The organism is Mucilaginibacter sp. (assembly GCF_035492695.1).
In the GTDB taxonomy this organism is placed as follows: Bacteria; Bacteroidota; Bacteroidia; order Sphingobacteriales; family Sphingobacteriaceae; genus Mucilaginibacter.
This window is the reverse complement of sequence record NZ_DATJJC010000033.1, coordinates 481,528-504,490: the sequence shown is the minus strand read 5'-3', so window position 1 is coordinate 504,490 and position 22,963 is coordinate 481,528. Positions and strand designations below refer to the sequence as shown.

17 protein-coding genes are annotated in these 22,963 nt (G+C 44.1%); 10 read left to right on the top strand and 7 right to left on the bottom strand.

Going from position 1 to position 22,963, the window contains the following annotated elements; all coding sequences use genetic code 11:
* Positions 1–15: 15 nt before the first annotated feature.
* From VL525_RS22525 to VL525_RS22500, 6 genes are all read left to right on the top strand, one after another.
* Positions 16–2,376, top strand: a complete 2,361-nt coding sequence (locus VL525_RS22525; RefSeq protein ID WP_325389976.1) for an ABC transporter permease — start codon at positions 16–18, stop codon at positions 2,374–2,376.
* Between the two features lie 85 nt (positions 2,377–2,461).
* Positions 2,462–6,085 carry an ABC transporter permease gene (locus VL525_RS22520; protein ID WP_325389974.1) on the top strand — a complete coding sequence of 1,208 codons (3,624 nt, stop codon included), beginning with the start codon at positions 2,462–2,464 and terminating at the stop codon, positions 6,083–6,085.
* 280 nt (positions 6,086–6,365) lie between these two features.
* A complete protein-coding gene (locus VL525_RS22515; RefSeq protein WP_325389972.1) occupies positions 6,366–7,043 on the top strand; it encodes an ABC transporter ATP-binding protein in 678 nt (225 codons plus the stop codon).
* Between the two features lie 25 nt (positions 7,044–7,068).
* Positions 7,069–8,397 carry a TolC family protein gene (locus VL525_RS22510; RefSeq protein WP_325389970.1) on the top strand — a complete coding sequence of 443 codons (1,329 nt, stop codon included), beginning with the start codon at positions 7,069–7,071 and terminating at the stop codon, positions 8,395–8,397.
* Between the two features lie 347 nt (positions 8,398–8,744).
* A complete protein-coding gene (locus tag VL525_RS22505) occupies positions 8,745–10,508 on the top strand; it encodes a glycoside hydrolase family 9 protein (protein WP_325389968.1) in 1,764 nt (587 codons plus the stop codon).
* Positions 10,509–10,642: 134 nt separating this feature from the next.
* Complete coding sequence (locus tag VL525_RS22500; protein ID WP_325389966.1) at positions 10,643–11,686, top strand: glycoside hydrolase family 53 protein; 1,044 nt, start codon at positions 10,643–10,645, stop codon at positions 11,684–11,686.
* A gap of 165 nt (positions 11,687–11,851) precedes the next feature.
* Here the strand turns inward: VL525_RS22500 and VL525_RS22495 are convergent, their stop codons facing one another.
* The 4 genes from VL525_RS22495 to VL525_RS22480 form a co-directional block, all read right to left on the bottom strand.
* Positions 11,852–13,111: a nucleoside permease gene (locus VL525_RS22495; RefSeq protein WP_325389964.1), complete on the bottom strand. Its 1,260-nt coding sequence runs from the start codon at positions 13,109–13,111 to the stop codon at positions 11,852–11,854.
* Between the two features lie 146 nt (positions 13,112–13,257).
* On the bottom strand, positions 13,258–13,860 hold the full coding sequence (locus VL525_RS22490) for a bifunctional nuclease family protein (RefSeq protein ID WP_325389962.1): 603 nt from the start codon (positions 13,858–13,860) through the stop codon (positions 13,258–13,260).
* Between the two features lie 25 nt (positions 13,861–13,885).
* Positions 13,886–14,863, bottom strand: coding sequence for an electron transfer flavoprotein subunit alpha/FixB family protein (locus VL525_RS22485; RefSeq protein WP_325389960.1), 978 nt, complete (start codon positions 14,861–14,863; stop codon positions 13,886–13,888).
* Positions 14,864–14,891: 28 nt separating this feature from the next.
* A complete protein-coding gene (locus VL525_RS22480) occupies positions 14,892–15,629 on the bottom strand; it encodes an electron transfer flavoprotein subunit beta/FixA family protein (protein ID WP_325389958.1) in 738 nt (245 codons plus the stop codon).
* 116 nt (positions 15,630–15,745) lie between these two features.
* Here VL525_RS22480 and VL525_RS22475 point away from each other — a divergent pair, with 116 nt between their 5' ends.
* Complete coding sequence (locus VL525_RS22475) at positions 15,746–16,078, top strand: tetratricopeptide repeat protein (RefSeq protein ID WP_325389956.1); 333 nt, start codon at positions 15,746–15,748, stop codon at positions 16,076–16,078.
* 67 nt (positions 16,079–16,145) lie between these two features.
* Entirely contained in the window at positions 16,146–17,345 is a 1,200-nt protein-coding gene (gene chrA, locus VL525_RS22470; protein ID WP_325389954.1) for a chromate efflux transporter, read from the top strand.
* Positions 17,346–17,393: 48 nt separating this feature from the next.
* Here the strand turns inward: chrA and VL525_RS22465 are convergent, their stop codons facing one another.
* Positions 17,394–17,978 carry a hypothetical protein gene (locus VL525_RS22465; RefSeq protein ID WP_325389952.1) on the bottom strand — a complete coding sequence of 195 codons (585 nt, stop codon included), beginning with the start codon at positions 17,976–17,978 and terminating at the stop codon, positions 17,394–17,396.
* 115 nt (positions 17,979–18,093) lie between these two features.
* On the opposite strand from VL525_RS22465, the gene VL525_RS22460 reads away from it, so the two are divergent.
* Positions 18,094–18,492: a hypothetical protein gene (locus VL525_RS22460; protein ID WP_325389950.1), complete on the top strand. Its 399-nt coding sequence runs from the start codon at positions 18,094–18,096 to the stop codon at positions 18,490–18,492.
* A 688-nt stretch (positions 18,493–19,180) separates the two neighbouring features.
* Here the strand turns inward: VL525_RS22460 and dnaB are convergent.
* Positions 19,181–20,743 (bottom strand): replicative DNA helicase, encoded by a 1,563-nt coding sequence (dnaB, locus tag VL525_RS22455; RefSeq protein ID WP_325389948.1) that lies wholly within the window; start codon positions 20,741–20,743, stop codon positions 19,181–19,183.
* A gap of 287 nt (positions 20,744–21,030) precedes the next feature.
* Between dnaB and rlmB the strand changes: the two genes are divergently transcribed.
* Positions 21,031–21,798, top strand: coding sequence for a 23S rRNA (guanosine(2251)-2'-O)-methyltransferase RlmB (rlmB, locus tag VL525_RS22450; RefSeq protein WP_325389946.1), 768 nt, complete (start codon positions 21,031–21,033; stop codon positions 21,796–21,798).
* A gap of 66 nt (positions 21,799–21,864) precedes the next feature.
* Here the strand turns inward: rlmB and VL525_RS22445 are convergent, their stop codons facing one another.
* Positions 21,865–22,950 carry a mannose-1-phosphate guanylyltransferase gene (locus tag VL525_RS22445; protein WP_325389944.1) on the bottom strand — a complete coding sequence of 362 codons (1,086 nt, stop codon included), beginning with the start codon at positions 22,948–22,950 and terminating at the stop codon, positions 21,865–21,867.
* Positions 22,951–22,963 lie beyond the last annotated feature (13 nt).

Genomic DNA, 22,963 nt, shown 5'->3' with positions numbered 1-22,963 from the left:
AATAAACTTTAAGCCATGATAAAGAATTACCTTAAAACCACGTTCCGCAGCCTGTTAAAGAACAGGTCGTACAGTTTCCTGAACATTACAGGCTTAGCGGTGGGCATAGCCTGTGCTTCGCTCATATTTTTATGGGTGCAGGATGAGCTTACCTTCAACCACAATTTTGAAAAAAGGGCCAATATTTATAAGATATACGAGAACCAAACCTATGAGGGCAAGGTGTCTACTTTTCATGCAACGCCGGGGCTAATGGCTAAAGCCATAGCAACCGAGATACCGGGCATTAAAAATGCAGCAAGGATGAGCGGTACCAGCCCGTCACTTTTTTCATTGGGCGATAAGTATATTAACGAACAGGGTGATTATGCGGATAAGGAAATATTGTCTATCCTGAATATTCCGTTTGTCAGGGGTAATCCGGAAAGCGCTATGCAGGAATTACATTCAGTTGTGATCAATGAAACTATGGCCAAAAAATTCTTTGGTAATGCCGACCCGGTGGGCAAAACCTTAAAGATGAATAACGATAAGGATTATACCGTTACCGGTGTTTTCCAGGACTTGCCTAAAAATTCGACCTTACAGTTCCACTGGCTGGTGCCCATGGCCAATATCGATCATACCCAACCCTGGATGACCATGTGGGGAGCCAACTGGGCGCGGACGTATGTCGAACTCGAACCATCGGCCAGCCTGGCCAGCGTAAACGGAAAATTAAAGAACTATATCAGTACGAAAACAAAAAACGACAATAAAACAGTTTGTTTCCTGTTTGCCATGAACGACTGGAACCTGCGCGATAATTTTGTGGACGGTAAGATGAGCGGCGGCAGGATACAGTACGTAACCCTCTTCTCGTTCATCGCGTGGATCATATTACTGATAGCCTGTATCAACTTCATGAACCTTTCTACAGCCCGTTCCGAACAGCGTGCCAAGGAAGTAGGCGTGCGTAAAGTAATGGGTGCCGGTAAGGGCAAGCTGATCGGGCAGTTCATTAGCGAGTCAGTCGTTATGTCAGCCATTTCTGTTTTACTGGCTATAGGTCTTGTTTATTTGGCCATGCCATCGTTTAACACGCTTGTCCAAAAAGAGCTTGCCGTTGATATCCTGGCGCCTTCACACCTGGTTTACCTGGTGGCTATTGCCCTGGTTACCGGTTTGCTGGCGGGCAGCTATCCGGCTTTCTATCTTTCATCCTTTAATCCGATCACTGTTTTGAAGAATATAAAGATCAAAACCAGCGCGGCTTCAGGACTGATCAGGCAAAGTTTGGTGGTGATACAGTTTACGGCCTCTATAGTGCTCATTATTGGCACAGTTATCATTTACCAGCAAATACAGCACGTAAAGCACCGGGAGCTGGGATACAGCAAAAACAACCTAATTTACATGAATATGCAGGGTAAGATGGTTGAACATTTCGGCGCGATCCGTAATGATCTGAACAGGACAGGTGTAGTAGAGAATGCGGCATTGAGCGACGATCCGGTACTGGAAGTAGGCAGCAACACGGACGGCTACAGTTGGGAGGGGAAAGACGCCACTAAAAACCCGCTGATAAGCTGGGAAAAAGTGAGCCCGCAGTTTATTTCGACGATGGGTATGAAACTGGCTGCCGGCAGGGACTTTTATGCCGAGGCAAAATTGGACAGCAATAATGTCATCATCAACGAAGCATTTGCCAAACAGATGGGTAAAGAGGGACGGATAGGCGGTGTTCTGCGGGATGGTAATAAATCTTATCAAATAACCGGCATTGTCAAAGACTTTCTGTACAATGATATGTATGCTTCCACCGCGCCGGTGTTATTATTTTGCAAGGAAGCAGACAACCGGGTGATGAATATCCGTATGAAAGCCGGCGTGGACCCGCAGGATGCTTTGGTTAAGATAGGGCAGGTGATGAAAACGAATAATCCGGGTTACCCGTTTGAGTACAAGTTTGTTGATGACGACTTCGACCAATTATTTAAAACGGAGAGCCTAACCGGCTCACTGGCAGGTGTTTTTGCCGGATTGGCCATATTTATCTCATGCCTGGGATTGTTCGGTTTGGCAGCCTACACTGCCGAGCGCAGGATAAAAGAGATCGGTATACGAAAGGTGCTTGGCGCTTCAGTGACCGGGCTTGTCGGGCTGCTTTCAAAAGATTTCCTGAAACTGGTATGCATAGCCTGTATTATCGCATTCCCGGCAGCTTACCTGGCAACACACCATTGGTTGCAAAGCTACCAGTACCGCATAGATATTAACTGGATAGTTTTTGCTGCGGCAGGCATGGCAGCCATGCTGATCGCACTAACTACAGTAAGTTTCCAGGCTATAAAAGCAGCGCTGATGAACCCGGTGAAGAGTTTGAGGTCTGAATAAAGGCCAAGCTCTACGGCAACAATGATTATTGCAATTAGACTGACACCAAAATAAGTGCTATATAAAATGAAACAGGTGAAATAATTTGAATTCATATACTTTTCATACTAACCTTTACGACCTCGCCTTTGTCGGGATCATATTCACCGGGTTAACTTTTGCCCTGTTGCTGTGGTTCACGAAAAGCACCGACAGGGGCGCAAACCGGTTTCTGAGCCTGGCCCTGGTAACGATGGTTTTGCAGGTACTATGGGTGTTGTGCATTGACATGGGGCCGGCCAATTATTTTATACACCGAAGCTGGCAACCCTGGCAGTTTTCTTTGGCGTTGGGTCCGCTCATCTTTTTTTATGTGCGTAAAAAAGTCAATCCGGAATATAAATCCGGTTGGAAGGACTTGCTGCATTTTAGTCCGCTGTTGCCGGCACTGGGAGCGATCGCGCTGGAAATCCGGGAAGGCACTTATGATACGTTGATCTTTCGCCAGTTGAACGCGGTGTTTCTGTTACTAGCATTTATTTCGGTTATAATCTACCTGCGCCTGTCTCATAAACAGGTAGAGCGTTTTTACAACGGGCTAAAATTTAACGATGGTGAACGTAACCGGGCTGAACTCCTTTGGCTGCATCGCTTACTGGTGGGTTTCGGGCTTATATGGTTAATATGGATACCTTTTACAGCGGTTGATTATTTCGGTTATCATAATCAGTTGGATAGGGGGGCATATTATCCGCTTTATATGCTTTTGTCAGCCATGCTGATACGGGTCGGGGTTGTGGCGTTTTTAAGACCGGGGATCGAAGCAACTGCCGGGGTATCGTCCTTTTCAAAACCGTCGCCGTCAACAGAACTAAAACAAAAAGGTATTTGGCTGAAAAAAACTATGGAAGCCAACCTGTTTCACCAGGATGCGGAATTAAGTCTAAGTTCGTTAGGCGAAAAACTCGACATACATCCCCACGAATTATCGCGCATTATTAATATTGCGCTGAAAAAAAATTTCAACGATTTTATTAATGAGTACCGGATAAGGGAAGTTGTGCAAAAAATGCAGGACCCCGAGTACGACCGGATAACCCTGCTGGGTATCGCATTTGAATCGGGTTTTAATTCAAAATCTACCTTCAACCGTACTTTTAAACAAATGACGGGAAAAAGCCCGGCTGAGTATAAAAAAGAGCGCCCAACTTATCATTTGAGACCTTATTCACGTTCAGCAACGATAATTTCGTACAAAGAAGCCGCCCCGGTGTGGTCTTCTGAGAAATTAAATCGCAATCATATGTTCAAAAATTATTTTAAGACTGCCTGGCGCAGTTTAAAAAGAAATAAAAGCTACGCTGCCATTAACATTGCAGGGTTGGCCATTGGTATTTCTTCGTGCCTGCTTATTTTCCTGATCGTTCAGTTTGAAACCAGCTTTGATAATTTTCATTCGAAAAAGGATCATATATACCGGGTGCTGACAGTTTTCCATAATCCTGATGGAGTATTCCCAACCAGTGGCACGCCGTTGCCTCTTTCTGAAGGCTTAAGGATAGATTTTCCGCAGCTGAAGTCGGTAGGCGCTATTATGCAGAATGATGGCAGCCATTATTCTGTTGGGAATAGTAGCAAAGGACAACCAGTAAAAAAATTCAAAGAAGACCTGGCTTACTTTGCCGAGCCTCAGTTCTTTGACATATTTGACTTTAAATGGCTGGCAGGCGACAAAAAGAAAGCTTTGGCGGAACCTAATACAGTGGTGCTCACGCGGGATGAGGCCAATAAATTCTTCGGCGACTGGCACGATGCTATGGGAAAGATAGTGAGGTATGAAAACAGGAAGGACCTGAAGGTTACGGGCATTTTGGAGGATGTGCCGGCTAATACCGATTTCCCGATGAAACTGGTGATCTCGTGGCTTACCAGTGCAGGAAAAGGAGGGCAACACGAGGGTAATTCGCACGACTGGGTTAGCACTTTCGGCGACAATAATTGCTATATCATATTGCCTGATAATGTAAGTGTAAGCCAGTTTGATGCTAATTTACAGGCTTTTGTAAAAAAGCATAAGCCGGCAGACTATGTGAAGGACGGAATGGCACTGCAGGCGCTTGCCGATATGCACTACAATACCCAGGTTAATGTATATAGCGGACATGCGTTTAGCAGGCAGTTGATCGATGTTATCAGTCTTATTGGATTATTTCTGCTTATCATAGCATGTGTAAACTTTATTAACCTGGCTACTGCACAGGCAGTTAACCGTTCAAAAGAAGTAGGCATCAGGAAAGTATTAGGCAGCCGGCGTAAACAACTGGTTTTTCAGTTTATTACTGAAACACTTATCATCACGGTATTTGCTGTGGTATTGGCAGCAGGTATAGCGCAGCTGGTATTACCAATGCTGAATAGTCTTCTCGAAATTAAGCTGAGCGCAGGCTTTTTGTTAGATCCAACGCTTTTACTATTCCTGCTTTGTGTTATTATCGCCGTCACGCTGTTATCGGGTTTTTATCCGGCCATGGTACTTTCAGGATTTAACCCTATCGAGGCTCTTAAAAATAAGATCAGGGCAGGCCGTTCTACCGGCATCTCGCTCAGAAGGGTATTGGTGGTATTTCAATTTGGCATTGCGCAGGTACTGGTAATAGGCACGCTTGTACTTATTTACCAGATGAATTATTTTAACAATAAATCATTGGGATTTAATAAGGACGCTGTTATTACTGTCGACTTCCCTGGCGACAGCGTCAGTCGCAGCAAGATAAACACCCTGAAAGATCAGCTTCTCGCTCAACCCGGCATTAAAGACGTCAGCTTTAGTTTTGCCAGCCCATCCGATAATAATGGATGGGGCAGTGATTTTAAATTCAATAATGCGCCTAAACAAACTGATTTTAGCGCAAGTTTAAAATGGGCCGATCCGGAGTATTTTAAATTATACGGTCTGCAGTTTGCCGCAGGGGGCCCTTACTTAAAAAGCGACACGATAAACAGCTATGTAATTAATGAAACGTTAATGCATAAATTGGGCATACGCGACCCTAAGGAGGCGATAGGCAAATACATCAAGCTTTGGGATGATAAAACAAAATATGCCCGCATAGTAGGAGTAGTTAAGGATTATAACATTGGTTCACTCAGAAACGCAATTCCCCCGGTTTTGATGGCTCCCTGGAAAGATGTTTATCAAAAATTGAACATCAAAATACAACCACAGAACGTGAGCCAAACGCTGGCTTCAGTCGAAAAGCTGTGGAACACGACATTCCCCGAGGGCATGTATGAATACCAGTTCCTGGATGATAAAATAGCCAATTTTTACAAGAGCGAACGGCAATTATCAGACCTTTACAAAATATTTGCAGGCATTGCTATTTTCATATCCTGCCTGGGCCTGTATGGGCTGGTATCCTTTATGGCAGTGCAGCGCACTAAGGAGGTTGGCATACGTAAAACATTGGGCGCTTCCGTTAGTCACATCGTTTACCTTTTCTCCAAAGAGTTTACCGTTCTTATCCTCATCGCATTTCCAATAGCAGGGGGCCTGGGCTATTATTTTATGCATAAGTGGCTGCAGGATTTCACTTATAAAATAACCATAGGACCCGGAATATTTATTATAGCCATCTTAAGCTCGGTTGTGATAGCCTGGGCTGCAGTAGGCTTTAAAGCGGTTAAAGCCGCTTTAGCCAACCCGGTGCGGAGTTTAAGGTCGGAGTGAGCCGTACCCAAACCCTCCCCGGAAGGGAGGGCCTTACAAAATCTATCAGAAACAATAATCAAATCTCCCCCCTTCAGGGGGAGATTTAGCGGGGGCAAGACTGTATCATAACCGTACGCATCCTGTTACATAAGCGAACACTAAATAAAATCAATTCACTTGTAACTAATTGATAAATAATATATTATCAATTTGGTATGCTATTGATTGCTTAATGCCAAAATGAATTACTAATATTAAATCAATAATTCACTAATTAAGTAATTCAAAAATTAAAGATATGCTATCACTACAACACGTAACCAAATATTACCAGGTTGGCGGCAACAAGAATCTTATACTAAATGATATCAGCCTTGATGTCGACCAGGGCGAGTTTATTTCTATCATGGGCCCGTCGGGCTCTGGCAAATCTACCTTATTGAATATAATAGGGATGCTTGACGAACCTTCGCAGGGGTACCATTACTTTATGGGGCAAGCGGTGCATCAGCTTAAAGAGAAACAACGGTCGGCGCTTTATAAACAATACATCGGCTTTGTTTTCCAGGCTTACCACTTAATAGACGAGCTTACCGTTTACGAAAACATAGAAACCCCGCTGATATACCAGGACGTAAAAGGTTCCGAACGCAAGGCAATGGTGGCCGATATGCTGGACAGGTTCCAGATAGTTGGCAAGAAAGATCTGTTCCCTGCGCAATTATCGGGCGGACAGCAGCAACTTGTGGGTATAGCGCGCGCGCTGATAGCCAGCCCGAAACTGATATTAGCCGACGAACCTACCGGTAACCTTAATTCGAAACAAGGGGAGGAGATAATGGAACTGTTCAGGAAACTAAATAAGGAGGACGGCGTGACCATTATACAGGTAACCCATTCCGAAAAGAATGCAGAATACGGCACGAGGATAATCGACCTGCTGGACGGCAAGGTCGAGTCGTCGCGCAAGTTCTGAGATAAAAAATAAATATTATACCATCATGTTTTTTAGAAAAATAGCTTTAATACTTTTATTACTAACCTTAATTGTTTCTGCTAAAGCACAGCAGGCAGACACCGTTTATACACTGCAGCAATGCATAGACCTTGCGATAAAAAATAACCTGGATGTTAAAAAGAGTAGTACCCAGTTAGAAAGAGCAAAGGTAAATTCGAGGCAGGCACGTGAAAACCTGTTGCCTAACCTGAACGGGAACATATACGAAAGTATCAGCAACGGTCGCAGCCAGGACCCGACAACTTACAATTATGTAACCCAAAGGATCACTTATGGCCAGTATAATCTTAGCACTAACGTAACGTTATTCAATGGTTTGAATTTGATCAATACCATCAAACAGAACTCGTTGCTATACCAGGCCGGAAAGATGGATTTTCAACAGATAAAGGATATTACTACTATAAATATTACGGCTTTATACCTGCAGGAACTAAGCAGCGAAGATCAGCTGAACCAGGCGAATCTTCAGTTTGATGCGTCAAAAGTTAATGTAGACCGCGTAACTGCCTTGAATAATGCAGGTTCGATCACACCAACAGACTATCTCAATATAAAGGGAACGCACGATAACGATGCGCTTACAGTAGTTAACGCAAAAAACGGTGTAATTACTGCAAAGCTGAATTTATTGGAAGCAATGAACGTTCCGTTTAGCACCACAGTTAAATTTGCCAGGCTTACGGCCGATCAAATGCCTGCAAATTATGATCAGGGACCAGATCAGATATATTCCTCAGCTTTAAGTAACCTTGCTGTGGTTAAAGCGGCAGACCTGCGGGTGAAAGCAGCAGAAAAAGAGGTTTCGGCAGCAAAAGGCAAGTACTACCCCAACATATCTTTAGGGGCCGGTATAGGCACAAATTTTTCAAATACAAATCCGGCAAGCTTTACCAGCCAGTTTCGGAATAATTATAGTTATGGGCCAAGCCTGCAGGTGCAAATACCAATCCTAAACTGGTTTCAAACAAGGAATAATGTTGCCAAGGCAAAAATCGACCTGGAAGATGCAAAAAATGCGAGTGATGGCACCCAGGTTCAGTTGAAACAACAGATAGCGCAGGCCTATTCAAATATGACAACTGCGTACGACCGCTATCATGTCCTTCTACAACAGGTGGAAACTTATAAAGAGTCGTACCGTGTTACACAGGCCAAATTTGAAAACGGTGTTGTTACCGCAGATATTTTCGTGTTGTCAAAACAGAATTTAGATGCGGCTAATATTAACCTTATTAGTGCACGTTATGATTATATTACCCGTATCAAAATACTCGACTATTACCAGGGCAAGCTATCATCGTTCCAATAAATTGAATAAGTATTTGCAATTGCCAAATATTTTCTGAAATTTATACCAGGCAAACATAATATCCGGTAAATACTCCAGGTTCCGTAAACTGGGTTTTTGCCGGATATTTCCATTTAGATATAACTGGTTCCAGATACTTTTCTGCGTAAATGGCGTAAACTCAATCATCTTTCCACCTCAAAGTCTGGGCCTGTTTGCCATTCCTTCAATAACCTGTATATCAAATAATTGCACAATTAAAAGTTGTTTTAGTATCATTATTTGTTAAAATATATGCTGATATTTTGCAGGTTTAGTATTACACTTATTGTATATATCACACTAAATTTAGGGGCCAATTAAAACTGATGTTAAAACGAATATCCTTTTCTGTACTGATATTATTTCTGCTGAGCGCAGGCATTGCTGCCGCACAGGCGCCCGCTGACAGCGCAAAACAGCTAATACGGCTCGACCAGATCGGCTTTTACCCGAATGGCCCTAAGATTGCCATTGTTTTAGGCGACAGTCACGACGATTTTATTATAAGGAACACAGCCGGAAAACAGGCCTTTAAAGGCAAGCTAAAAAGATCGGATGAACCCGCATTTAACGGAAAATACACGTCGGTTGCCGATTTTTCGGCATTTAATAAACCGGGAAAATATGTATTGGAAGTAAAGGGTTTAGGTGATTCTTACTCTTTCGAGATCAAAAGTTCAGTTTATCGCGAACTTGCCAACGGCCTGGTTAAAGCTTATTACTTCCAGCGTGTTTCGGTGCCATTACCGGAAAAATATGCCGGTAAATGGGCTAGGACAGAGGGGCATCCGGATGATAAGGTACTGGTACATGCTTCGGCTGCCAGTGCTGAACGACCTGAGGGAACGGTAATTTCGTCGCCCCGCGGCTGGTACGATGCCGGCGATTATAATAAATATATTGTGAACAGCGGCATTTCTACGTATACCTTGTTGGCCTTATACGAGGATTTCCCCGCTTATATGAAGGCTGTGAGGATGAACATTCCGGAAAGCGGTAATGGCGTGCCCGATATACTCAATGAATCGTTGTGGAACATCCGCTGGATGCTGACCATGCAGGACCCGAACGACGGCGGTGTTTATCATAAACTGACCAATCCGCAGTTTGATAAGATGATAATGCCCGACCAGGCTACAAATACGCGGTATGTTGTGCAGAAAAGCACGGCAGCAGCGCTTGACTTTGCGGCGGTGATGGCACAATCGGCGAGGATATTTAAACAGTTTCCGAAACAATTGCCCGGCCTGGCCGACTCGTGCCTGGCTGCTGCAAAACAAGCCTGGGAATGGGCGCAAAAAAATCCGGATGCTATTTACAGCCAGAATGTTATTAATCAAAAATTTGAGCCTAAAATAGTAACCGGGGAATACGGCGACCGGTATGTAAGCGATGAATTTATTTGGGCGGCATCTGAATTATTCGTTACCACGCATGATGATCAGTATATAAAAAAAACAAACATTCTGCCGGACGATAAAATGCCTTTGCCGAGTTGGAGCCAGGTGCGGTTGCTGGGATACTATTCGATACTGCGAAACAGTAATGGTCTAAAAAACAGTTTCCCGGAAAAGGAGAGGCTGAAGAAGAATATGATAACCTTCGCAGACAACCTGGTAAAAGGGAAGGATAGCACTGCTTACCACACCGTGATGCAAAAGAAAAGGGCTAACTTTATATGGGGCAGTAATTCGGTGGCAGCGAATGAGGGCATCGCACTTTTAGAAGGTTATAAACTAACACATGACAAAAAATACCTGGATGCGGCGCTATCGAACCTCGATTACTTATTGGGGCGTAACGGAACAGGTTATTCCTTTGTAACCGGTTTTGGAAGCAAAACACCCATGCACCCGCATCACCGGCCTTCAATTGCCGATGGCATTACGGAGCCTGTTCCCGGCTTATTGGTGGCAGGGGCCAACCCGCGTATGCAGGACCATGTCAAAGTACCCTCAACTGTGCCCGACGAGGCCTACATTGATAACGACCAGGCTTACGCGGTAAATGAGATAGCCATAAACTGGAATGCGCCCATGGCTTACCTTGCAAATGCTATCGAGGCGCTCCAAAATGAATTGGCCAACTAAACATTTTCTTCCATCGCCAGCTAAGGGACGGCGTTTGCAGAATAAATGTTAAATCAACATTTTATTTTCCGGTTACATGATTTATATTTGTGAAAGCCTGTTTGGCGTTCTCATTATAGATCTTTAGCTGTAGTATGAAAAAAGTGTTGCTGGCTTCCATCGCCTTAAGTTTGCTTGTGTTTTCGTGTTCAAAAAAAAGTGGCGGTGATGTACAGATCAATCCACCCGTATATAAGGCGCCCGTTGTAGCCACCGGTTTTGCCAAAGGCGCCGATATAAGCTGGGTAACACAAATGGAATCATCGGGGGTTAAGTTTTACGATAAGTCTGGCGCGCAAAAGGATCTGTTCGTGTTACTTAAAAGCCTGGGGTTTAATTCCATCAGGTTAAGGGCATGGGTAAACCCATCGGATGGCTGGTGCAATACGGCAGATGTAGTAGCCAAAGCAAAGCGGGCGCAAAGTGCCGGAATGAAGATCATGATCGATTTTCATTACAGCGACAGCTGGGCCGATCCGGGTAAGCAGCCTAAGCCGGCAGCATGGGCTGGCCTCGATTTTGCTACCCTGGCGACAACGCTGCACGATTATACGGTGACTACCATGAACACGCTAAAAACCAATGGCATTACACCGGATTGGGTGCAGGTGGGCAACGAAGTTGACGACGGGATGCTTTGGGAGGATGGAAGAGCGTCGGCACACATGGCCAATTTTGCGGCGCTGGTTGAAGCCGGGTACCAGGCTGTCAAATCGGTAAGTAGCACTACTAAAGTTATCATCCACGTATCCAATGGCTTTAACAACGACCTGTTCAGGTATCTTTTCGACGGCCTGAAGAATAATGGCGCTCATTGGGATATTATTGGCATGTCGTTATATCCTTCAACCACCAATTATACAACGCTTGATGCGCAATGCCAAAGTAACATCAACGATATGGTGACGCGTTATGGTACGCCGGTAATGTTATGCGAGGTGGGGATGCAGGCCAATCAGCCGACCGCATCGCGGGACTTTTTGACAGATATCATCACCAAAGTAAACGGTATCCCAGGCAATAACGGATTGGGCGTATTTTACTGGGAGCCGGAAGCCTATAACTGGCAGGGATATGGCCTTGGGGCATTTGACAATACCGGCAAGCCAACTATCGCGCTTGATGCTTTCGGAAATTAGATAATGGCGGTTACCACGAACAGCAGCGTGATGCAGAATGCAAACGAGATAAAATACATCATGCTCATACCGATAAGCTTGGTGGTTGTACGAAACCAGCCGTGTTTATAAACTACCTTTAACGAATGGTGAGCATACCAGATGCTTTTTCATCATGGGCTATTTTCAAGCATGTTCAATAGCGTGCTTCAGCGCGGCATTGTGTTTATACCTGAACACAAAAGGGAATATGCAGGCAATAACCAGCGCATACGCGGCAAAAGTAAGCCAGATGCCCTGCCAGTTTTTGCTATGGTCGGGCAATAAAAAAAACTTATCGATAATTAGTCCGCTCGAAAAGCTTCCGAACAAAGCCCCGAAACCATTGACCATCATCATAAATAACCCTTGAGCGCTTCCGCGTATCTCAGGCGTTGTTTGCGTTTCGACAAACAGTGAGCCAGAGATGTTAAAGAAATCAAAAGCCATACCGTAAACGATGCAGGATAAAATGATCATCCATAAACCATCGGCAGGGTTTCCAAATGCAAACAGGCCAAAACGCAGCACCCATGCCAGCATACTGAACAGCATGACATATTTGATACCGAATTTTCGCAGAAAGAATGGAATTGCGAGGATGAACAGCGTTTCTGAAACCTGGGAAATCGACATGATAATCGCCGGGTATTTTACAGTAAGCAATTCTTTATAGGCCGGTATATATTTAAAATCACCTAAGAAAACATCTCCAAAAGCGTTGGTCAATTGGAGTGCTGCCCCTAACAATAATGAAAATATAAAAAAAACGGCAAATTTTCGTGTTTTGAAAAGCGTGAAGGCTCTGAGTCCCAAATTGTCTATAAATGATTTCTTATTGGTCTTAGTGTATAAAGGCGGGCATTTTGGCAAACTAAAGGCATAAAGTCCAAGCATGATTGCCACAATTCCAGCTATAACGAACTGATTTGACGAACTTTCATTTTTAGTGAGGCTTACCGTCCACAACGCAGCTATAAAGCCAACAGTACCCCATGTCCGGATTGGCGGGTACTCTTTTACTACATCTATTTTTTCTTTTTTTAAAGCAGAATAAGCGACGGTTATAGATAATGATATAGTAGGCATGTAAAACAGCATATTAAGTAACATTACCCAAAAGAAGATATTCGGGTTTTTTACCATAGGCAAGCTGAATAGGACAAGTGCACCTAAAGTATGCATGATGCCATATAATTTTTCAGCATTGATATACCTATCGACAATTATGCCTGTTAAAGCGGGCATAAAAATTGAAGCAATGCCCATTGTCGAAAATATAGCTGTAAATTGAGTAGCACTCCCAAGTTTATTATCAAACCAATAATGTCCTATAGTTAAAAGCCACGCACCCCACACAAAATATTGCATAAAGTTCATCAGCGTTAAGCGAAGCTTAATATTCATCCGTTGTGCCTTGCGTTAAAAGTTAATGGGTGTTAAAGTAGAAAAATGATATGAGATTTGAGATATGAGATATGAGAAACCATGCGAAAATAAAAGAAGCAGACAATTATTTGTCTCAAATCTCATATCTCACGTCTCAAATCTAATTAAGACGCTTTCCGGCGATTGAGCTCGTCGCGTATTTTTGCTGCTTTTTCGTAAGCCTCTTCAGACAGCGCTTCCTGCAGCTTGCTTTTCAGCTCATCGTTGCTGAGCGAGGTGTAACCGGTTGGCGAAGACGCTACCGATTTTTCTTCGGTTGCAGCGTCGGCCATGTTTTCAAGGTACACAAAATCATTACCTTCAATTACAATACCTGCGCTTGAGAGGATAAACTCGTACGTGTAAATGGGACAATCGAACCGGACAGCCATGGCTATAGCGTCAGACGTGCGGGCATCTATCTCAATGGATTTTTTACCGTCGGAACAAATGAGTTTGGAATAAAAAATACCGTCGACAAGGTTGTAGATCGTAACTTCTTGTATGGTAATATCAAAAGCCTGGGCAAAATTTTTGAAAAGATCATGTGTGAGCGGCCTGCTCGGGGTCATTTTTTCGATCTCGATGGCTATGGCCTGGGCCTCAAAACTTCCGATGATGATGGGCAGCCTGCGGCGCCCGCTAACTTCACCCAAAACCAAGGCATATGCGCCGGACTGTGTTTGGCTGTAGGAGAGGCCCACTATATCCAGTTTAATTTTTTTCATGTTGTTGCCCATCACTGCAAAACCTTTATGCTGAAGCTTTATATTCTTTTACTGCTGCTATTAATTTGGGTACCACTTCAAACGCATCGCCCACAATTCCGTAATCAGCCACCTTGAAAAACGGTGCTTCGGGATCTTTGTTTATAACCACGATAACTTTTGATGAGCTTACACCTGCAAGGTGTTGTATAGCCCCCGAAATTCCGACCGCAATATACAAATTTGGACTGATAGCTATGCCGGTTTGTCCAACATGTTCGCTGTGAGGGCGCCAATCGGCATCAGAAACCGGTTTTGAGCAGGCAGTAGCCGCACCAAGCAAACCGGCCAGCTCTTCTATCATCCCCCAGTTCTCCGGGCCCTTTAATCCGCGGCCGCCGGATACAACGATCTCGGCATCAGGCAGCGAAACCTTATCTGTCGCTTGTACAATTTCTTTTACGATAGCCTTAAAATCAGACTGCTTAACGTTGGCATTAAAGTCTTCAACCTTGCCTGCGGCTTGTTTTTCAACCACTTGATAAGAGTTGGGCACCAGGGCCACCACTTTATTGGCCGAAGTGAGCTGCACCGTGGCAAATGCTTTGCCCGAGAATGCGGTTTTCCTGACCGTAAATTTATCACCTGATATTTCCGGCAGGGCCACAGCGCCGTCGGCAACACCGGCCTGTAATTTAACACCGATGCGCGGCGAAAGTCCGCGGCCCGAAAATGAATTGGATAAAACCACGATGCTTGCTCCTTCTTTCGCGGCAGCATCCGCAATAACAGAAGCGTAAGCCTGGTTAACGAACTGCTTAAGCTGGTCGTTGGAGACATTTAAAATTTTATCTGCGCCGTACTTTGCTAAAGTGCTTAATTCATCGGCACCGACGTTGCCGATAGAGATAGCCGTAAGACTGGTATTGGTTTGGTCGGCTATTGCACGGGCGTAGGATACAGCTTCAAAAGTTGATTTTTTGAATTTGCCGCCGGCATTTTCCGCATATATTAAAACTGCCATAAGTATTTCTTAAGAATAGGTCAATAAATTAAATAACGTGCGCTTCGGTATGCAATAAACCGATCAGGCTGGCACTGTCATCCACAGAGATCAATTTTACCTGGCCACGCGGGGCAGGGGTTTCATAGCTTAATATTTCCGAAGTGGTCTTCACCTCCACAGGTTCAACTACGGTCAACGGTTTTGTACGCGCCGACATGATGCCGCGCATGTTTGGTATCTTCGGCTCGGCAACGCCCTCGGCCGCACCGGCTACAAAAGGGAAGGGGATGGTCAGCACCTCTTTACCACCTTCAATCTCGCGCTCTACGGTGCCTTTGTCACCATCAATATCCAATTTTTTGATAATGGAAACGGATGGTATATCCAGCAATTCGCCCAGCATCCCGGCAACCTTCGAGCCATTATAGTCGATGGATTCGCGACCGGTCAACACCAGGTCGAAAGCATTTTGTTTTACATATTGGGCAATTTGATAGGTCACAAACCATGCATCGTGCGGTTTGGCATTGATACGCACAGCATCATCGGCACCAATGGCCAGGGCTTTACGGATGGTGGCCTCGGTATTTGCTTCGCCAACATTGATAACGGTAATGGTTCCTTTACCGCCTTCGGTAAGTTCGATAGCGCGTGAAAGCGCTATCTCATCGTAAGGGTTCAGGATAAATTGCACCCCGTTTGTATTAAATTGCGTGTTGTTATCAGTAAAAGTTATTTTTGTCGTCGTATCAGGGACATTACTGATGCATACCAGTATTTTCATGCAGTTATGTTTTTAATTGGTAATGAATTATCGGGCGTACCGTTTTACAATAAAAACGCCCCAATAGTTTCATAAAATCGGGTGTGCAAAGTTAGATAAAAAAGAGAGAGTTTAAAATGCAGGAAAGCCGTTTAGAGAAGTTGCTTGAGTTTCTGAAAAATGAACCTGACGACGAGTTTTTACAATACGCCCTGGCGACCGAATATCTGCGGCTGAACGATACCGTAAAGGCGCTGGAATATTACGAAAAACTGGTGAACGAACACCCGGGCTATGTGGGCACTTATTATCACCTGGGTAAATTGTATGAGGCGCTGAACCGTAAGGACGATGCCATAAAGATATACGAGCGCGGTATGGAAGCTGCACAAAAAAAACGCGACAACCATGCCTTTGCCGAATTAAAGGTAGTTTACCAGGAAGCGACGGGTTTTGATGATGATTATTGAGTTCATAGTTCAGAGTAGATAATTATAAAATGAATTGATATAGCCATGAACCATTTACTATGAACTAATGAAGAAACGCCAGCTCTTATTTCTTCGCGATGTGTTGATATACACTTTTACGGCGTTCGGCGGGCCGCAGGCGCATATCGCTATTTTGCTGCGAGAGTTTGTTGAAAAGAGGCGTTACATTACCGAACAGGAATTATTGGAGTTAAACGCGCTTGCCCAAATTTTGCCCGGTCCGTCGTCAACGCAAACACTGGTTGGCATCGCATGGAAGGTTGGGGGGCTTCGCCTGGCCATTATTACCTTTTTGATATGGGTGTTTCCATCGGCAACTATTATGTGCCTGGCAGCCATCAGTTATAAAATGTGGCTCACGCACAGCAAATTTGCCGAGGTGCTCCGTTTTGTGCAGCCAATGGCGGTAGGTATTGTTGCTTACGCCACCTACACGTTCGCTATTAAATTTTTAAAAACAAATGTTTCTATTGTCCTGGCTATCGGGTCGCTGATAGCTACGCTGATCCTTAGAAACGCGTACGCCTTCCCGATATTGATCCTGCTGGGGGGCATCATTTCATCCGCGCTGGAAACACAGCCGCAGGAAGACGAGATACGTGTAAAGCTTTTTGCTAATGTGAACCCCAAAAAGGTGAGCTATTTTATCGGCATCTTGCTGGTTTTTGCAGCATTGGGCGCCGTTATAAACCAGGCATCGCCATTGAGCCTGCCGATACGCTTATTCGAAAACTTTTACCGTAACGGTATACTGATATTTGGCGGCGGGCAGGTGCTGGTACCGCTGATGTTCACCGAATTTGTGGAGGTGAAGCACTACCTCACCAATTCCGAATTCCTTTCAGGTTTTGCGCTGCAGCAGGCTTTGCCAGGCCCTACATTTTCGTTCACCTCGTTCATCGGCAGCATGACCCTGGGCAATAAAGGGTTTAGCGTCGGCGGACAGATCATTGGCAGTATTGTTGCCGTTATCGGAATTAACCTGCCAGGGTTTATCCTCATCCTGTTTATCGTACCGTTTTGGGAAGATCTTAAAAAGATAACCCGTATCCGCAATTCATTAAGCGGCATCAGCGCTGCTGCCGTCGGGTTTATGGCTACGGCACTTATTATGCTTACTATACCTTTCGGCCTGCATTGGGAACCCTTTGTTATTATGGCCGGCACCTTCCTGCTGCTTACTTTCACCAAAATTAAAACCCCGGTAGTTATTGTGATAGGGGTGGTATTGGGGTTGATATTTTAGCCCCCGGCACTGGAGTATACAGGATTTAGTTACTACCCTGAAAGTGATTTAGATATGTGAGATTTGAGGATTAAAATTCGGATCTTTTAAGAAAATTCCAATAGAATGTTGCAATAATTTGGATATCTGAACCTCATTCACCATAGGAACTGTTTTTTGTCCTCGGGTTAATATGATGGTGTGAAAAGTCAATTCATTCGGGTAGGGTTTTATTCCCTTAACAGCAGACCTATCCGTATCTGTAAATTTTAATCCATCCTTAACTTTTATTTTCCATCCATGTGAAGCTAAATCTCTTAATATGCCCATAATTTTAAACCAGTCATGTTTGTCGATAAACGGAGCCAATTCGTTACTATTTCTGCTTATTAAATAATCAGTGATCAGTGTATGTGTATTCACAATAGCCCTATCGTTCAAAGCTTGGCCATTGAAATGCCATATTGCCTGTAAGCTTTGAAAATAAGTGCAACCGAGCATGTTTTTATAAGTTTCAATAAGTTTTTTAGTCTCTTGTGGGGTTAAATTCATGTGCTCATTATTTGGCATCAAAGATGTTTGAAATGATTCATTTGGTAATTCCTTTTGGTCATTAACAAACTCACGCATGAGCAAATAATTGGCATAATTCATTGTCCCGTGATTGCAATAGTACATACATAACAATCGGAGAAAGCCGTTGAAAGTCATACTCAAATCTAATTAAATTCAAGTGCAAACTGCCTCTATAAATTAGCTATATTCGGATATGGAATTTATAGCAAATGGAATAGTCAAAGAAAACGGATTGAAGCAATATGTTGTCACCGATGAGTTGACAGTATTGGAAAACTATGAAAAAATGTTCGGCCAAAAAGGCATGAATATTATATTGGCTGCATTTAGAAATTATGGAGATGGCAATTTTTATCAGATAGCAAGGTATTACCAGTACATAGGCCTGCTTCAGTACAGACTAAACCCTAAAAGCTTAACACTTACATTTTTTGAAATACAGGATATGGATAATTTTTTGGATGCATTCAGCAAACTGCAAATACAAGATTGGAAACAAGGCGATTTGAAGAAAGTAGGCGATACTATACAGGAAATAATAGATGATAAGAATAAAGAATTAGCTACGATTAGTATTAAAAAGCTTTTTTAATGCTTCGGCTGCCTCATCAAACGAATAAAACATTAATTCTGATGAAGTAAATTCACCATTGGTCGGTTTTGGCTTATTATGATATTCAGCGAGGGTTGCTCTTCAAAAATGCAATATCTTTTAGTCAATGAAGTATCCGCCTCGTGGTCTTTAAAAAAAGGGTATGGTGGGAGCGATTGTACCCTTTTTGACATTTAGTGTAAATTTGCATGTTGAACATCTCTTTCACAAGCGGAAAAGAGGGTTGGGGTTAGGAGAGTAATGGTTATTGATTAATTTTTAATCAGCGTTCACCGATGCCTTATTAACAAATCACCAATAACAGGCTTAGTGTATCCAAAATCAATAACTAAATTTAAAAACGTATTGGTTTTTTGGCTGCCGGCAATAACTTTTTCTAAAAAGATTGAAGACTTTCTTCACCAAAGTGCCTCAATGTGGCCTTATGTTGACTTTTTTTGACTTTTCTTGATTTAGGGGTGAAAAGCATGGTAAAAATCGACTATTTCATGAACATCTAATGGACTGATAAACAATAATTTACCGGATAGGTGTTCACGAAAAGTGCAAAAATGGGGCACTTTTTGGAGTTTTTACAAAGTTAACCATCTGATTTATAGGAAATTGCCTCCAGATATCCCTGGCAAGCGGCGGCGGCGTGAACACTTAGTGTACGGATTTTATATACTTAAAACGGTTCGTCGTCCATATCATCCATCCTTGAAGGACGAATGATAAAGTTGCTTGGCTTTTCAAAATCCTGTGAAGGATTTAAGCCGGCGAAAGCATTACCTCCCTGCGGCGCGAAATTGTCCATGCCCTGGTCAAGATCAACGAATTTAACATACTTGCCAACAAATTTAAGGCGGACGGTGCCTGTCTCGCCGTTACGGTGTTTGGCTATGATAACCTCGCCGACACCCTGCGTAGGCATGCCATTCTCGTCCTCTGTCATCCCGTAATATTCAGGACGGTACAGGAACAGCACCATATCCGCATCCTGCTCGATAGAGCCGGATTCACGCAAGTCGGATAGCATTGGTCTTTTGGAAGCCCCCGGGCGGTTTTCAACGGCACGGCTTAACTGTGAAAGTGCGATCACCGGAACATTAAGTTCCTTAGCCACCGATTTAAGTGCGCGCGATATGCTGCCGATCTCCTGCTCACGGTTGCCGCCCCCTTTTCCATCGCTGCTTTTACCCTGCATTAATTGCAGGTAGTCGATGATGATCAGCTGGATATCGTGCTGCGATTTTAAGCGCCGGCATTTGGCCCTGAATTCGAATATATTCAGCGCAGGGGTATCGTCAATGATCAGGGGCGCCTGCTCGAGCCTGCCAATCTTGGAGTGTATTTGCTGCCATTCCCATTCTTCCAGGCTGCCCTTGCGTATTTTTTCCTGTTCTATCTGCGTTTCGCCGGAAATCAAACGGTTTACCAGCTGCACCGACGACATTTCGAGCGAGAATACCACAACCGGCTTACTGAAGTCAACTGCCGCATTACGGGCACAACTTAACACGAAAGCCGTTTTACCCATTGCCGGGCGCGCGGCTATGATCACCAGGTCGGAGCGCTGCCAGCCCGATGTCATCCTGTCCAGGTCGGTAAATCCGGACGCGACACCTGTCAAACCATCTTTTTTATCCTTCAGGGCCTCCATTTCCTTCAATGTTTCGTGCATGATGTCGTCCATCTTGCGCGAGTCGCGGCGCAGATTGTTTTGGGCTATATCAAACAGGTTCTTTTCAGCCTTGTCTAATAAGTCGAGCACATCCGTGGTATCTTCATAGGCGTTATTAATCACTTCGGTCGAGATACGGATCAGTTCGCGCTGGATAAACTTCTGGATGATTATGCGCGAGTGGTACTCGATATTTGCCGCGGAAGCTACACGGTTGGTCAGTTCGGTAATGTAATAGGCGCCGCCTATCATTTCCAGTTCGCCTTGCTGGCGCAATTGTGCGGTTACGGTCAATATATCAACCGGCGACGTGCGCTCAAACAAATGGCGTATGGCCGCAAATATCTTCTGATGATTATCCTTGTAAAAAACCTCGGGTTTAAGGATATCGATAACGGATGAAAGTGCATCCTTCTCCAGCATTAAAGCACCTAAAACGGCTTCCTCCAGGTCGACCGCCTGCGGAGGTAATTTGCCAAGCCCGCTATAAGGTGTGGGGTTGGTTATCCGGCTTCGGCGCTCGTTGGTTGTCGGCTTGTTATAGGGGGTCTCGTTATCAGAAATCATAAGGGAACAAAAATATACAAAAAATGTTCGGATTACCTAACATCAAAATATTTATTCAAATCATAAACGCCAAAAACAGTACAAATTTCAAACAATGGTATTAACACTTTGTGTGGATAAGATGTGAATTGTAAAGGCAAGCAACTGAAAAACAGCAATGTGGATAAACATTTAAAATGTTTATTATTTTGAAAAGCAGGTACACTAAGTCCCCATAATCATCAAATCAGTAAGTGCTGAAAATCAATTAATATGGTTATTTTTGGCGAACTTTTACTTCAAAATTCATGTCTTTCAATACCCGTCCGCCCCGCGAAAATAACCAGATGATATTCGGTATACGTGCTGTTATAGAAGCGATAAGGTCGGGGAAGGAGATCGAGTCGTTATACATCCAGCGGGGCATTGGCGGCGGGTTGCTGAACGAATTGCGGGAGTTGCTGCACCAATACAGCATTGTCGCCCAGCAGGTGCCCATTGAGAAGCTGAACCGCATCACCGCTAAAAACCACCAGGGCGTTATTGCAGTGATATCGCCCATCATTTACCAGAAGATCGAAAACATCATCCCCGAAATATTTGAAAAAGCGGAGACGCCGCTTATACTGGTGCTGGACGGTATTACCGACGTCCGTAATATGGGCGCTATTGCCCGTACGGCGGAGTGTGCGGGTGTGCATGCTATCGTTATCCCGGCAAAAGGTTCGGCACAGATCAACGCCGATGGTATCAAAACGTCGGCAGGGGCGCTGTATAAAATACCGGTGTGCCGCCACGATAACTTTATGCAAACCATGCGCTTTTTACAGGAGTCGGGCTTGCAGTTGGTGGCCTGCACTGAAAAAACAAAGGAATACATCTATGCGCCCGATTATACCGTACCAACAGCCATCATCATGGGCTCCGAAGAGGACGGTATCCGCAACGAGATCATCCGCATGGCAGATCATCTGGCTAAGATCCCAATGTTTGGTGAAATTGAGTCGCTCAATGTCTCTGTATCGACCGGGGTAATCCTGTATGAGGCAATAAGGCAGAGGAGTAGTGATTTGTGATTAGTTAACTTGTGATTTAGTAAAAAAATCAGAGCCACTAATTAACTAATCACTAGTCTCCAATCACTAAATATACTTCGTTCCGAACTTCGTCTTCACATCCGCTACCACCTGTTTTACGTTTTGTTCCTGGTCGCGGGGGCAAATAAGAAGTGTGTTGTTTGATTCTACCACGATAAAATCATGCAGGCCCTGTAAAACCACCAGTTTATCTGCCGGCACGTTCACCATACAGTTGGATGAATCGTACATGATCACTTTTTCGGAAGGGATAACCGCATTGCCAACATAATCCTTGTCTGCAAGCTGGTAGATAGATGCCCAGGTACCCAGATCAGACCAACCGAACTCTGATGGCAATACATAAACGTTGTCTGCCTTTTCCATAATGCCATAGTCTATCGAGATATTGGTGCATTGCTGATAGGCTTTGTGCACATGCGCCTTTTCGCTATCGGTATTGTATACCGAACGGGCTTCGGCAAATATTTCGTTCATCTCGGGCTGGTAGCGGACGAAAGCTTTTACAATGGACTTAGCCGACCAAACGAAAATACCGGCATTCCATAAAAAGTCGCCGCTTTGAATAAAGGTTTTGGCCAGTTCAAGATTAGGCTTTTCGGTAAATGTCTTAACCTTATGAAATTCGTCGTTTATGGCATTGTCTGTAAACTGGATATAGCCATAGCCGGTGTCCGGTCTCGAGGGTTTTATACCGAGTGTGATCAGGCATTCTTTCTCAGAAGCCACCTTCAGCGATTTCTCGATGGCAGTTATGAAAGCTGACTCGTCCAATATCAGGTGATCCGAAGGCGCTACAACAATGGCAGCTTCCGGGTTCATACTTTCAATTTTGAAACAGCCGTAGGCAATGCAGGGCGCCGTATTGCGCATCACCGGCTCGGTGAGTATCTGGCCGTCCTGCATATCGGGCAGCTGAGTTTTTACCAGCCCGGCATAATTTTCATTAGTTACAACGTAAATATTTTCTTTCGGGCAAACCTTCAGGAACCTTTCGTAGGTGTTTTGAATCAGCGTTTTGCCAGTACCGAGTATGTCTAAGAATTGTTTTGGATAGGAGGTTCTGCTAATAGGCCAAAAACGGCTTCCGATACCGCCTGCCATGATAATAGCATAATAGTTTTTATTCATCTGAATTTAAAGA

Bases quoted from the DNA above. Each gene is read 5' to 3' on its own strand.
- rlmB (WP_325389946.1), top strand. From the start codon at position 21,031: ATGTCTTTCAATACCCGTCCGCCCCGCGAAAATAACCAGATGATATTC.
- chrA (WP_325389954.1), top strand. From the start codon at position 16,146: ATGAAGAAACGCCAGCTCTTATTTCTTCGCGATGTGTTGATATACACT.
- dnaB (WP_325389948.1), bottom strand. From the start codon at position 20,743: ATGATTTCTGATAACGAGACCCCCTATAACAAGCCGACAACCAACGAG.
- VL525_RS22445 (WP_325389944.1), bottom strand. From the start codon at position 22,950: ATGAATAAAAACTATTATGCTATTATCATGGCAGGCGGTATCGGAAGC.
- VL525_RS22475 (WP_325389956.1), top strand. From the start codon at position 15,746: ATGCAGGAAAGCCGTTTAGAGAAGTTGCTTGAGTTTCTGAAAAATGAA.
- VL525_RS22465 (WP_325389952.1), bottom strand. From the start codon at position 17,978: ATGAATTATGCCAATTATTTGCTCATGCGTGAGTTTGTTAATGACCAA.
- VL525_RS22490 (WP_325389962.1), bottom strand. From the start codon at position 13,860: ATGAAAAAAATTAAACTGGATATAGTGGGCCTCTCCTACAGCCAAACA.
- VL525_RS22480 (WP_325389958.1), bottom strand. From the start codon at position 15,629: ATGAAAATACTGGTATGCATCAGTAATGTCCCTGATACGACGACAAAA.
- VL525_RS22495 (WP_325389964.1), bottom strand. From the start codon at position 13,111: ATGAATATTAAGCTTCGCTTAACGCTGATGAACTTTATGCAATATTTT.
- VL525_RS22525 (WP_325389976.1), top strand. From the start codon at position 16: ATGATAAAGAATTACCTTAAAACCACGTTCCGCAGCCTGTTAAAGAAC.
- VL525_RS22485 (WP_325389960.1), bottom strand. From the start codon at position 14,863: ATGGCAGTTTTAATATATGCGGAAAATGCCGGCGGCAAATTCAAAAAA.
- VL525_RS22460 (WP_325389950.1), top strand. From the start codon at position 18,094: ATGGAATTTATAGCAAATGGAATAGTCAAAGAAAACGGATTGAAGCAA.
- VL525_RS22505 (WP_325389968.1), top strand. From the start codon at position 8,745: ATGTTAAAACGAATATCCTTTTCTGTACTGATATTATTTCTGCTGAGC.
- VL525_RS22515 (WP_325389972.1), top strand. From the start codon at position 6,366: ATGCTATCACTACAACACGTAACCAAATATTACCAGGTTGGCGGCAAC.
- VL525_RS22500 (WP_325389966.1), top strand. From the start codon at position 10,643: ATGAAAAAAGTGTTGCTGGCTTCCATCGCCTTAAGTTTGCTTGTGTTT.
- VL525_RS22510 (WP_325389970.1), top strand. From the start codon at position 7,069: ATGTTTTTTAGAAAAATAGCTTTAATACTTTTATTACTAACCTTAATT.